This window comes from Siminovitchia fortis (assembly GCF_007681465.1).
Taxonomy (GTDB): domain Bacteria; phylum Bacillota; class Bacilli; order Bacillales; family Bacillaceae_C; genus Siminovitchia; species Siminovitchia fortis.
In genome coordinates, this window is the sequence record NZ_VEKZ01000019.1 from 40,844 (window position 1) to 52,206 (window position 11,363).

Genomic DNA, 11,363 nt, shown 5'->3' on the forward strand with positions numbered 1-11,363 from the left:
AACAAATTGTTTTCTTTCGCTTTTTTGTGTCCGTTTTGGACAGGTTCTTTTTTGTGCAATGGAGATGAATTGTTTATAATTTGAATAACAAATGAAAAGGAGTGGTTCACGTGGCTGTTGATGTTTATCTTATGTTTAATGGAAATTGCAGGGATGCTGTGGAATTTTATGCTGAGGCATTTCAAACCGAAACACCGCATATTATGACATTCGGAGACGCTCCATCGAATCCGGAGCACCCTGTTCCCGAAGAAGCCAAAGACAGAGTTATTCATGCACGCTTGAACATTGAAGGGAGCAATGTAATGTTTTCGGATACTTTCCCGGGGAATGAGGTAGAAAATGGGAGCAATATCACACTTGCTTTTGTCAGTAAGAATATGGATGATGTAAAGTCCGCTTTTCATAAACTGAGTGAAGGCGGGACTGTAGAATTGGAGCTTCAGGAAACGTTCTTCAGCAAATGCTACGGTAAACTGACGGACAAGTTCGGCATTGGCTGGCAGTTCAGCCACGAAGAATAGGGCAGTGAAAAAGCGGAGACCCATGAGGTTACATAAGTCTCCGCTTAACCATTTTATTTGATTGTAGCAGTTTCCTTCCCGGCTTCCAAAGAAGTTTTCTTTGCCAGCTCCACATTTACCCTTCCTGAGAAAAATACTGCTCCGCCTCCCATATCTGCCACCCTGTCAGGGGTAAGTGAATTGACGAGGTGCTTGTTTCCAAATTGATCGGACCAGAGCCCTTGGCTGACAACAACACCCGGCAGGACATGCTCTCCGACAGAAGCGGCCATTTCACATTCGCCCCGGCCGTTCCATATGCGGACGGACGAGCCGTTTTCGATTCCGAGTTTTTCAGCATCCAATCGGTTCATGAACAATTGGGGAGCCTTTTCGAGCTTTGCATGCTTTTCGTTATTTGAAAATGTCGAGTTCAAAAAGTTATGGTTCGGCCCAGGGACAAACAAAAATGGGCAATCATTATCTTCTACAAGCGGTATGTGTGTTGGAAGGGCCGGGTATCCGGCCAGTTCCATTTGCTTCGAATATAATTCAATTTTTCCGCTTGGTGTGTTTAAATTTTTCCAGTAGCCGTCTTTATTCTTTGCCTTAACAAATCGCTCTTTCTTCAATTGGTCAAGATCGGTATCAGGGAAGTGTGGGTTTGCCACATCACTTATAGCCTGCTCGATCAGTTCTTCATCGCTAACCTTAAGTTCAGGATCCTCAAAACCCATTGCCTCCGCAAGCAGCCTGAAAACATCGGAATTTGACTTGCTTTCCCCATAGGGAGGAATGACCGGCTCCTGCAAGTGGAGATATTGATGCCAATAAGATGTATAAAAATCAGTATTTTCATAGGATGAAGTTGCCGGCAATACAATATCCGCATATTTTGCGGTTTCTGTCAGAAACAGGTCGTGTACAACTGTAAAAAGATCTTCCCGTACCAGGCCTTTGCGAACTTTTCCGGCATTTGGAGCAACGACGGCAGGGTTGCTGCAATATACGAAGAGCGAACGGATCGGCTGCTCCGATTCGTGCAGGGCTTCAGCCAATTGAATCATATTGATGGTCCGAGCCTGTTTTTTTCGAAGTTCGGGCCGTTGCAGCGCCCTTGTATTAAAGGCCAAATATCCGCTGTTTGATTTGACGGCACCGCCGCCTTTTAGCGGCCATTGCCCTGTAAGGGCAGGGAGGCAGGAGATGGTCCGGACAATCATTCCGCCGTTGTCATGATGCTGCAGCCCGTTCCCAATCCGGATCATGGAAGGGGAAATTTCGCCATACATGCGTGCGAGTTTATAAATATCATCAACGGGTACTCCAGTAATTTCCGACACTGTTTTTGGGTCATAAGATTTCACATGATTTTCAAGTTCCTCATAACCGACTGTATATTCCTTTAAAAATTCACGGTCCACCAAGTTTTCTTCAAATAAAATATGCATAATTCCGAGTGCAAGAGCGCTGTCTGTTCCCGGAAGGATTGGAATGAACCAATCCGCCATGCGCCCGGTCTGATTTTTATGAACATCAATGACAACGAGCTTTGCTCCTGTTTTCCGAGCTTTTTGGGCAATCATTACCTGGTGCATGTTTGTGCTGGCTGCATTGATTCCCCAGAAAATGAAAAGCTTTGTTTCCGTCATATCCTCAGGGTCGGTACCAAAGCCGCCGCCCATTGTGTAGTTGTAACCGACGCTTCCTGCCGAAGAGCAGATCGTCTGCTCAAGCTGGCTGGCGCCGAGGCGGTTGAAGAAACGCCTGTCCATACCTTCTGATTGGATCCTGCCCATGTTCCCATAAAAGCTGTATGGAAGAATGGACTCTGCCCCTTCTGCGGAAATCAATTGTTTCCAGCGGCCTGCAATCGTTTCAATCGCTTCGTCCCAGCTGATTGGTTCGAATTTGCCTTCCCCTTTGGGGCCTACTCGTTTTAACGGTGTCTTCAAACGGCTTGAATCATACAGGCGTTCAGCCATATTCCGAACCTTGTTGCAAATGCTCCCTTTTGTCACAGGGTGATCCGGATCTCCGTCGATTTTTACAATTTTTCCGTCCTTTTTATGGACAAGCAGCCCGCACTGATCGGGACAGTCCAAAGAACATACGGAAGGGACCACACCGTCTTTTATATTGATCCATGACTCCATTTTCCAGCAACCCCTTGCAATAAAAATAATTTCATAGATTATAACATAATCAATCGTTCTCCGTCTTTGTTTATGGAAAATTATTGAGACAATTGCCCCTTTTTATGAAAGCTTTCTTTTTGATTCTTATTTCAATGGTTTTTGTCAGCCACCTGCCATTTTTCGCAAAGGGGGAAGCAATTAGAAATTTAAGTCTGACTTTTCTTAGTTTTCGATCGTCCGATTTGTTATACTCAAAGCAAATGAAGCTATGAAAGGAGGAAGGAATTTGGACGATAAACATGAAATCGAATCCAGTGGAAACGAAGTGCCGCCAAAATCATCCACTGGCCTGGATGAGAATATTGCAGGGCTGCTATGCTACCTCGGAACGTTTGTCACAGGCATCATTTTCTTTGTATTGGAAAAGAAAAGTCCTTTTGTAAAATTCCATGCAATGCAGTCAATTGTCCTTTTTGTCTCGCTGTGGATTCTTGGTTTGGGAGTCGGCTATGTTCCGTTTGTCGGCTGGCTATTGAAGTCGCTTATTTCTTTGACAACATTCATCTTGTGGATTGTGCTTATGATCAAAGCTTATCAGCGGGAACGGATAAAGCTTCCGGTTGTGGGGGATATTACGGAGAATCTGATAGGAAATTTTGACGATCATCCCTGATGGATGCATGACCAATGTCCTGATTTGAGAAATCACCAAAATACGGTTGACAATTCATTCCATTCCGAATAGAATAGATTTTACATTTACAAATTCATATTTTCATAACTCTTATGCAGAGAGGTGGAGGGACTGGCCCAGTGAAGCCTCGGCAACCATTGAATATTTTTTCATATTCAAACGGTGCCAATTCCAGCAGATTTTTTTACAAATCTGATATATAAGAGGCAAAGCTTGATTTATATTCTTAAAAAGCGGAGACCTCTTATTGTTAAGGGGTCTTTTTCTTGTATATCGGAACTACTTTCAAAGGAGATGAGGGGAATGGGTGTCAAGGAAAAAGTGGACAATGAGAAGCTGAAAGTGATTGTGGAAGCACTGAGCAATTTGCGTTTCGGTGAATTGCAGATTACAGTGCATGAAGGGAAGATCGTTCAGATCAATCGGATTGAAAAACAGCGGTTTCCGGCATGAGACATAAGAAAAGTCAACACGGTCCTTTAGCGCTGGATGCCATACGTCACTTAAAAAAATCTTATATACGGAAGCTGACCGGACAACCGGAGGCCTCTTGATTTCAACGCAACTTTGCTAGTTGGTTCAGGCATTTATGCGTTGATCAAGGGGCCTTTTTTATTGGAGGAGAAGTGAACATGTCAAAACTTGAATGTGCGACATTTGCGGGAGGCTGCTTCTGGTGCATGATCGAACCATTTGACTCACAGCCTGGAATTGAGCAAGTCATTTCCGGCTATACCGGCGGGACGATTGTGAACCCGACGTACGAAGAGGTTTGCACCGGAACAACCGGCCACGTGGAAGCAGTACAAATTTTGTTTGATTCCCGATTATTTCCATATGAAAAGTTATTAGATTTATATTGGCAGCAGATTGATCCTACAGATGCCGGAGGCCAATTCAGAAGCAGGGGACCTTCCTATCAAACTGCCATTTTTTATCATACGGAAAAACAAAGACACCTTGCGGAAGAGTCAAAAAGGAGGTTGGAAGCAAGCGGGAAATTCAATCGTCCGATTGTCACTAAGATTCTGCCCGCGGCTCCATTCTTCCCAGCGGAAGAGGAGCATCAGAATTATTACAAGAAAAATCCGGATGCTTATGCAGCCTTTAAAGAAGAATCGGGGAGAGCACCTTTCATCCGAAAATATTGGAAAGAAAAAACACATCGTTAAAAAGGGAGAATGAAGACATGAAGAAAACATTGCTATATATCACTTTAATTCTTAGCTTATTCGTTTTGGGGGCCTGCGGAGGCACTTCGTCGGCAAGTGGGGAAAAGAAAGAAATTACAATTGGTGCAACAGCGGGACCATACAGTGACCAGTTAAAAGAAGGGGTCATTCCCATCCTTGAAAAAGAGGGCTACAAAGTGAAAATCGTCGAGTTCAACGATTACATTCAACCAAACATTGCTCTAAACGAAGGCGAAATTGATGCCAACCTATTCCAAAATAGAAATTACCTGAAGCAGTTCAATAAAGACCACGATATGGACTTAGTGGCCCCATATGCAGTGCCAACTGCACCAATTGGTCTTTATTCTGAAAAGCATACATCCCTGGATGATATCAAAGAAGGTACGACAATTGCTACGCCGAATGATCCGACCAACCTGGCAAGATCGCTTAACATGCTTGAGGATTTTGGGCTGATTAAAATAAATGAAGATGCCGAGCCAACAACGGTCTCAGAGAAAGATATTATCGATAATAAGCTTAATTTAAAAATCAAACCGGTTGATCCGGCACAAACGCCGCGTTCATTGGGAGATACCGACTTTGCCTTCATTAACGGAAACTATGCACTGGCTTCGGGGTTGAAATTGGATGAAGCCGTAGAAATTGAAAAAACACCTGAGAGCTATTTAATTTATGTAACGTTGAGAAAAGAAGATGTAGATAAACCATTCGCAAAAGCCTTAGAAAAGGCCTATAGGTCCGACGAATTTTTGGACTACACGAACAAGAATGCTAAAGGGTATGTGAAACCTCCATATCAATTGGGGAAGGAGGGCAAATAAATGATCGACATTCAGCATGTCACAAAGCGGTACGAAGATGTGACAGCGGTGGATGATGTGAACTTCACCATCTGCCAAGGAGAGATTTTCGGCATTATCGGCTACAGCGGCGCAGGTAAAAGTACGTTGCTCCGATGCTTGAATTTGCTGGAAAGGCCGACAGAAGGGAAGATCCTCATTGATGGAAAAGATTTAACTTCTCTTTCGGACAAAGAAGTGCGTAAAGAGCGCCAAAAAATAGGAATGATTTTTCAACATTTTCATTTAGTCAGTTCCAAGACGGTTTTTGATAATGTGGCCTTTTCTTTAAAAGCAGCCGGAAAAACGAAAGAGGAAATTCAAAAACGGGTGCCGGAGCTTTTGGAAATGGTCGGGCTTTCCGATCGGAGCAGGCACTATCCAGCCCAGCTTTCCGGAGGACAGAAACAGCGGGTCGGCATTGCCAGGGCACTTGCCAACGACCCGAAGGTCCTCCTATGCGATGAAGCGACATCGGCTCTGGATCCGACGACAACAAAGTCAATTTTACAGCTGTTGAAAAAAATCAATGAGAACCTTGGAATTACCGTTGTGCTGATCACCCATGAAATGGAAGTCGTGCAGGACGTTTGCCACCGGGTGGCTGTCATGGAAAATGGAAAAGTTGTTGAGCTTGGCGAGGTGTATGACATTTTTGCTGCTCCCAAAACCCCATTGGCCAAACAATTTGTCCGAACCGTCCATTCGCTGGAGCTGCCTGAAAGACTATTGGCGGGAAGGAAAGGCCCAATTGTACAAATCACTTTCCAGGGGGAATCTGCCGAGGAAGCAGTCATCTCCGGGACATTGAAACAATTCAACGTGAGTGCCAATATCCTTCATGGACAAATTTCCTATATCCAGGACCGTCCCCTTGGAACGCTGATCATTGAAATGATCGGATCTCATACAGATGTCCAGCAGGCGATTGACTACATTACGAAACGGACTAACCAATTGGAGGTGCTTGCCGGTGTTGCCTGAGATGATAAATGAGTTTGGAAAAGCGTTCGTGGAAACGTCCTGGATGATGGGGATTGCCGTCGCTTTTGCGGTGGTCATCGGAGTCCCTTTAGGGATAGCACTCTTTGTCACAAGCGAAGGGATGTTTTGGCAAAACCGCTTCATGCAAAATGTGGCAGGAACCATTATTAATATCATCCGTTCCATTCCCTTCATTATATTGCTTGTTGTCCTTATACCATTGACAAAACTGATTCTTGGCACAACGATGGGCCCGGCTGCAGCCAGTGTTTCGCTTACTGTAGCTGCCATCCCTTTTTATGCAAGGCTGGTTGAAACATCCTTAAGGGAGATCGACAAAGGTGTAATCGAAGCGGCCGAATCATGCGGCGCTTCACCATGGCTGATCATAAAAGATGTTCTTTTGCCAGAGGCAAGATCCGGAATGATTGCAGGGCTCACTGTCACTGTTATCAGTCTATTAAGCTACTCGGCCATGGCTGGAATCGTTGGAGGCGGAGGAATAGGAGACTTGGCCATCCGCTTCGGATATTACCGTTTCCAAAATGATGTCATGATCGCTACGGTTATCATTTTGGTCATACTTGTCCAGTTGATCCAATTTGCCGGAGACCGTGCGGCCAGGGCCGTGGATAAAAGATAAGAGGAACTGTTGAGGAGGAAAATGAAATGTCTCAAACGATTATAAAAGAAGAGGTATCTTCCAAGCTTTACGGATGGGAACACCCGGACAAAATCAGGGAATTTCGAGGAGAAAATAAATCCTTTGCTAAAAAAGATAAACGAACCACGTTAAAAGAAGCGGTATCCCGTGGTGTCAAAGAAGGCGACTATATTGTCTTTGGCGGAATGGGTTCTGTGCGGAACCCGATTGCTGCTGTTCATGAAATCATCCGCCAAAAAACAGGAGATCTCACCATTGGAACAAAAGGTTCCCAGCACGACTGGCAGTTGCTTGCAGCCGCCGGGAACATCACAAAGGCGGAAGTCTCCTATGGTTTTGCAGATGAAGTTCGCGGACTGTCGCTTCCCACAAGAAGGGCGGTTGAATCAGGCCGTCTGAAAGTTTTATCCGAAACAACCAATGCAGGATTCCAATGGCGTTTTACTGCGGCGATGAAGGGTCTTTCTTTCTACCCGACAAGGTCTTCCCTTGGAACGGATACGCTGCATTACAGCGGATCCAAAACAATCATCGATCCGTTTACAAATGAACCAGTTGAGCTGCTGCCTGCTTGTTATCCGGATGTAGCCATCATTCATGTTCATCGGGCAGACAAATACGGCAACTGCCAGATTGACGGGAATATCGCCGAAGATGTCGAGCTGGCCCATGCAGCAAAGTTTGTGTTGGTCACCGCCGAAGAAATTGTCCATGATGAGGTATTCACAAGCCGTCCGGACCTGACAAAGATTCCTTATTTTGTTGTCGATGCAGTTGTAGAAGTGCCGTACGGTTCTCATCCAAATCAAGTACCCACCCTGTATTCCTTTGATGAGGATCATTGGCAAATTTGGCTGGATGCCTCTGTCAGCGAAGATGGTGTGAAAGAGTACCTGCAGGAGTATGTGTATGGAAGTAAGGATCATTATCACTACCTTGAAAAAATCGGCGGCGTCCGTGTCCTGAAGCAATTGGAAAAAATAGAAAATAAATTGGCGCCATATCCAAAAGTGGCCAGAAGGAGAGGGTAAAACATGGCAAACGATACGGAAAAAATGATTATTACTGCTTCAAGGCTGTTGCCCCAAGATACTGCTGTTTACGTTGGAACAGGAATGCCGCTGCTCGCTTCTGTGCTTGCATTGAACATACATGCACCAGGCTTGCTGCTTGTCTATGAAGGCGGCGGTGTTGGCGGGAAGCCGACAGGGCGGCTTCCTATTCAGGTCAGTGAATCGTTGACCTATGAAAACGGCGTAACGGTGGGCTCTATGGATTATGTCATGAGTTTGGCACAGGCGGGATGGATCCAGTATGGCTTCCTTGGCGGCGCCCAAATTGATCAATATGGGAACCTGAATACGACTGTCATCGGGGATTGGGAGAAACCGAAGGTGAGACTTCCCGGATCCGGCGGAGGAGCGGATATCGCTTCTTTTTGTGAACGGACAATCATCATCATGGGACAGGATAAAAGGAAATTCGTTGAGAGGCTCGACTTTTTAACAAGTCCCGGATATTTCGATGGGCCGGAAGGACGGGCGAAAGCAGGACTCCCTGCTAATACGGGGCCTTATCGTGTCATTACTCAGATCGGAGTATACGGATTTGATGAAGAAACACGGAAAATGACGTTGCTTCATCTGTTTGAAGGGTACACATTGGAAGATGTTCAAGCAAACAGCAGCTTCCCAATCGCGGTTTCCGAGGATTGGTCCTATATTGAGCCGCCTTCTGCGGAAGAGTTGGAAACCTTGCGTTCACTTGATCCGGATGGTGTGGTTATAGCGTAACAAAGGAGGAGACGACTGTTGTCAAAACAATTTAATTTGCGGGAAGCCGCTTCCAACGTTTCAGACGGAGCCTTGCTGGCACTTGGAGGAAATGCGCTTCACCGCTCGCCAATCGCTTTTGTACATGAGCTGATTCGCCAAGGGAAGAAGAATTTGTCCGTCATTAAAACTGCTGGTGCATTGGACGTCGATCTGTTGGCAGCTGCCAACTCTCTTGATTCTGTATACGGAGGCTATATCGGCTTTGAAATGTTTGGTTTGGCCCAAAATTACCGAAAAGGGGTACAGAAACAAGAGATTGTTGCCCATGAACATGCATGCGCCAGTGTCATTGCCGGCTTGCGGGCGAGCATTTACGGAGTTCCCTTTCAGCCAATCAACGGATTCCAGGGCAGTGAGCTGCCTGAACTGACTGGACAAGTAAAATATGTGGAATGCCCTTTTACAGGGAAAAGGACAGCTGTCGTTCCCGCACTTCGTCCAGATTACACCGTCATCCATGTAAATATTGCCGATGAGAAGGGAAATGCCTATATTGAGGGTGCGGTGTTTGAGGATCTGATCATGGCAAGAGCAGCAGAAAAAGTCATTGTGACCGCTGAAAAAGTGATCTCATCCGAGAGCTGGGCCGTCAGGCCTCAAGTACCGGGTTTTCTGGTGGAAAGTGTGGTTTTGGCTGAACAAGGTGCATCTCCGGGAAGCTGTGCACCGTTCTACTCTATCGATAAAAAGGCGCTATTGGATTATTTGAAAAACCCGGAAGAATATTTAGAGGAAGTAAGGGAGGCTGGGGTACATGTCCAACACACAAGCGGCTGATTATATTACGGTGGCAATGGCCCGCCTCATTCAGGACGGCGAGCGGGTCTTTCACGGTGTTGCCTCCCCGATGCCTGCCGTGGCTATTCAATTGGCAAAAAAGCTTCATGCAAAAAATGCCGTCTATTTAAGCATACCGGGTGGTGTAGATGCGGAGCCAACTTCATTTTCCGGCTATTCCAGCGCTGATCCAGCTTTGAGAGAAGGTTCGATCTCTGATTTTCCACTATCAGAAATCTTTGACTTATCTGCCCGTGGAGCTCTTGATGTAGCATTTTTAAGCGGAGCCCAGATTGACAAATATGGACGGCTGAACCTAAGTGCAATCGGGGCTTATGACAAACCGAAGGTTCGCTTGCCGGGCGGTGCTGGAAGTGCAGCATTGCTCCCTACTGTTAAAAGAGGGATTTTATGGAAAACAAGTCATGACAGGCGCAGTCTTGTAGAAAAGCTTGATATCATTACAGCTGCTGGGAATACGGAATTTGTTATCACCCCGCTTGGTGTTTTTAAGAGGGGGGAGAATGATGGGCGCTTGCGTCTTTATGCAGTGTTTCCAAATAGCTCGGTAGAGGAGATTGCGGATAATACGGGATTTGAAGTAGAAAAACACGAAGAGTATACCGAATTCCCGCCTATTACGGATCAGGAATTTGAGTTATTGAAATTGATTGATCGAAATGGAACCAGGTACAGTGAATTCCAATAATAAAATGGAGTGATTAGCAATGACAACAGCTCAACTAATTAAAGTAGCTACAGAAGGAAAATGGGAAAAGGGATTGCAGACTTCTATAAATATCAGGGAATTTGGACCGATTATTGTAGATGAACCCAAATCACTTGGCGGGACAGACAAAGGCCCGAATCCGGTTGAATTGGTTTTGGCTGGTCTGTCAAGCTGTGCATCCGTTATGATCGCATTGATAGCCAAGGAACAGGATTTTTCCTACACGGATGTGAAGTTTAAAAATGAAGGTACGCTTGATTTAAGGGGCCTTCAGGGAGTGGAAGGCGTGTCGCCGCATTTCCAATCAGTCACATTCGATGTAATTTTCGCTACGGAGGAAAGCAAAGAAAGAGTCGATGCGCTGAAAGAAGAAGTGGAAAGAAGATGCCCTGTTCTTAACCTTTTGGCAGATGCCGGAATCAAAGTCGAGAGTAATTGGGTGAAAGCATAATTTTACTATCCAATGGGTGGGCAAGAAGGTCTTTTATTTTTTGGAAAGCGGGGTTGTATGCGGGCTGCCTGTGAAAAACATTAGTTTTTTTTGCTGTAATGTCCCACACAGGGTGTTTTTTTGTTATAATGATTTTTGTGTATTTGTAATTTACTTAAGGAGAGATATTTCATATGAGCAATTTTGTTAAATCAGGCGAAGCAGCTCCAGTTGCAGGCACTTATGTTGAAGCGGGGCACGGCGGCGGCAAAGTGAAAGGCGGCCAGCGCGTTCAGGTTGAACAAGGTGAAGCATTGCCAGAGCTTAAACCTTATACTGTTACAATCACTCATAAAGGTGAAGAAAAAACAAGGGATCGCCAGCACGTATGGTTGTTGGAAAAGTAATGACGTAAAAGGCGCTTGGAATCGATTGATTCTGGGTGCTTTTTATTTTTTATCGGGAGTGCCGGACCGGCACTCCCGATAAAAATACCCGCGGATAAAGAAAAATACCCGCGGATAAAGAAAAATACCCGCGGATAAAGAAAAATACCCGCGGATAAAGAAA

The 11,363-nt window shown here is 45.3% G+C and carries 14 protein-coding genes and 1 riboswitch; of the genes, 13 read left to right on the forward strand and 1 reads right to left on the reverse strand.

The window, feature by feature from the left end; translation table 11 throughout:
* The first annotated feature begins 110 nt into the window (after positions 1-110).
* Complete coding sequence (locus tag FS666_RS08590; RefSeq protein WP_144462039.1) at positions 111-524, forward strand: VOC family protein; 414 nt, start codon at positions 111-113, stop codon at positions 522-524.
* A 53-nt stretch (positions 525-577) separates the two neighbouring features.
* Here the strand turns inward: FS666_RS08590 and FS666_RS08595 are convergent, their stop codons facing one another.
* Entirely contained in the window at positions 578-2,659 is a 2,082-nt protein-coding gene (locus tag FS666_RS08595; RefSeq protein ID WP_144462041.1) for a molybdopterin oxidoreductase family protein, read from the reverse strand.
* Positions 2,660-2,927: 268 nt separating this feature from the next.
* Here FS666_RS08595 and FS666_RS08600 point away from each other — a divergent pair, with 268 nt between their 5' ends.
* From FS666_RS08600 to FS666_RS08655, 12 genes are all read left to right on the forward strand, one after another.
* Positions 2,928-3,314 (forward strand): DUF4870 domain-containing protein, encoded by a 387-nt coding sequence (locus FS666_RS08600; RefSeq protein ID WP_244943880.1) that lies wholly within the window; start codon positions 2,928-2,930, stop codon positions 3,312-3,314.
* 108 nt (positions 3,315-3,422) lie between these two features.
* A riboswitch (SAM riboswitch) is annotated at positions 3,423-3,541 on the forward strand.
* 97 nt (positions 3,542-3,638) lie between these two features.
* Positions 3,639-3,788 carry a YezD family protein gene (locus tag FS666_RS08605; RefSeq protein ID WP_144462045.1) on the forward strand — a complete coding sequence of 50 codons (150 nt, stop codon included), beginning with the start codon at positions 3,639-3,641 and terminating at the stop codon, positions 3,786-3,788.
* Between the two features lie 179 nt (positions 3,789-3,967).
* Positions 3,968-4,507 (forward strand): peptide-methionine (S)-S-oxide reductase MsrA, encoded by a 540-nt coding sequence (msrA, locus tag FS666_RS08610; protein WP_144462047.1) that lies wholly within the window; start codon positions 3,968-3,970, stop codon positions 4,505-4,507.
* A 17-nt stretch (positions 4,508-4,524) separates the two neighbouring features.
* Positions 4,525-5,355 (forward strand): MetQ/NlpA family ABC transporter substrate-binding protein, encoded by an 831-nt coding sequence (locus tag FS666_RS08615; protein ID WP_144462049.1) that lies wholly within the window; start codon positions 4,525-4,527, stop codon positions 5,353-5,355.
* Positions 5,356-6,357 (forward strand): methionine ABC transporter ATP-binding protein, encoded by a 1,002-nt coding sequence (locus FS666_RS08620; protein ID WP_144462051.1) that lies wholly within the window; start codon positions 5,356-5,358, stop codon positions 6,355-6,357.
* 1 nt (position 6,358) lies between these two features.
* Positions 6,359-7,000 (forward strand): methionine ABC transporter permease, encoded by a 642-nt coding sequence (locus FS666_RS08625; protein WP_144462076.1) that lies wholly within the window; start codon positions 6,359-6,361, stop codon positions 6,998-7,000.
* Between the two features lie 26 nt (positions 7,001-7,026).
* Positions 7,027-8,052 carry a CoA transferase subunit A gene (locus FS666_RS08630; protein ID WP_144462053.1) on the forward strand — a complete coding sequence of 342 codons (1,026 nt, stop codon included), beginning with the start codon at positions 7,027-7,029 and terminating at the stop codon, positions 8,050-8,052.
* A gap of 3 nt (positions 8,053-8,055) precedes the next feature.
* A complete protein-coding gene (locus FS666_RS08635; protein WP_144462055.1) occupies positions 8,056-8,814 on the forward strand; it encodes a CoA-transferase subunit beta in 759 nt (252 codons plus the stop codon).
* Between the two features lie 18 nt (positions 8,815-8,832).
* Positions 8,833-9,633 (forward strand): CoA transferase subunit A, encoded by an 801-nt coding sequence (locus FS666_RS08640; RefSeq protein ID WP_186306463.1) that lies wholly within the window; start codon positions 8,833-8,835, stop codon positions 9,631-9,633.
* Positions 9,611-10,342 carry a CoA-transferase subunit beta gene (locus tag FS666_RS08645; RefSeq protein WP_144462059.1) on the forward strand — a complete coding sequence of 244 codons (732 nt, stop codon included), beginning with the start codon at positions 9,611-9,613 and terminating at the stop codon, positions 10,340-10,342. The genes FS666_RS08640 and FS666_RS08645 overlap by 23 nt, the downstream gene beginning before the upstream one ends.
* A 19-nt stretch (positions 10,343-10,361) precedes the next feature.
* Positions 10,362-10,814, forward strand: coding sequence for an OsmC family protein (locus FS666_RS08650; RefSeq protein ID WP_144462061.1), 453 nt, complete (start codon positions 10,362-10,364; stop codon positions 10,812-10,814).
* 173 nt (positions 10,815-10,987) lie between these two features.
* Positions 10,988-11,200, forward strand: coding sequence for a YjzC family protein (locus tag FS666_RS08655; RefSeq protein ID WP_144462063.1), 213 nt, complete (start codon positions 10,988-10,990; stop codon positions 11,198-11,200).
* Positions 11,201-11,363 lie beyond the last annotated feature (163 nt).

Excerpts from the sequence above, each read along its gene's own strand:
- FS666_RS08615 (WP_144462049.1), top strand. The coding sequence starts at position 4,525 with ATGAAGAAAACATTGCTATATATCACTTTAATTCTTAGCTTATTCGTT.
- FS666_RS08620 (WP_144462051.1), top strand. The coding sequence starts at position 5,356 with ATGATCGACATTCAGCATGTCACAAAGCGGTACGAAGATGTGACAGCG.
- FS666_RS08635 (WP_144462055.1), top strand. The coding sequence starts at position 8,056 with ATGGCAAACGATACGGAAAAAATGATTATTACTGCTTCAAGGCTGTTG.
- FS666_RS08645 (WP_144462059.1), top strand. The coding sequence starts at position 9,611 with ATGTCCAACACACAAGCGGCTGATTATATTACGGTGGCAATGGCCCGC.
- FS666_RS08630 (WP_144462053.1), top strand. The coding sequence starts at position 7,027 with ATGTCTCAAACGATTATAAAAGAAGAGGTATCTTCCAAGCTTTACGGA.
- FS666_RS08655 (WP_144462063.1), top strand. The coding sequence starts at position 10,988 with ATGAGCAATTTTGTTAAATCAGGCGAAGCAGCTCCAGTTGCAGGCACT.
- FS666_RS08595 (WP_144462041.1), bottom strand. The coding sequence starts at position 2,659 with ATGGAGTCATGGATCAATATAAAAGACGGTGTGGTCCCTTCCGTATGT.
- msrA (WP_144462047.1), top strand. The coding sequence starts at position 3,968 with ATGTCAAAACTTGAATGTGCGACATTTGCGGGAGGCTGCTTCTGGTGC.
- FS666_RS08625 (WP_144462076.1), top strand. The coding sequence starts at position 6,359 with ATGATAAATGAGTTTGGAAAAGCGTTCGTGGAAACGTCCTGGATGATG.
- FS666_RS08605 (WP_144462045.1), top strand. The coding sequence starts at position 3,639 with ATGGGTGTCAAGGAAAAAGTGGACAATGAGAAGCTGAAAGTGATTGTG.
- FS666_RS08650 (WP_144462061.1), top strand. The coding sequence starts at position 10,362 with ATGACAACAGCTCAACTAATTAAAGTAGCTACAGAAGGAAAATGGGAA.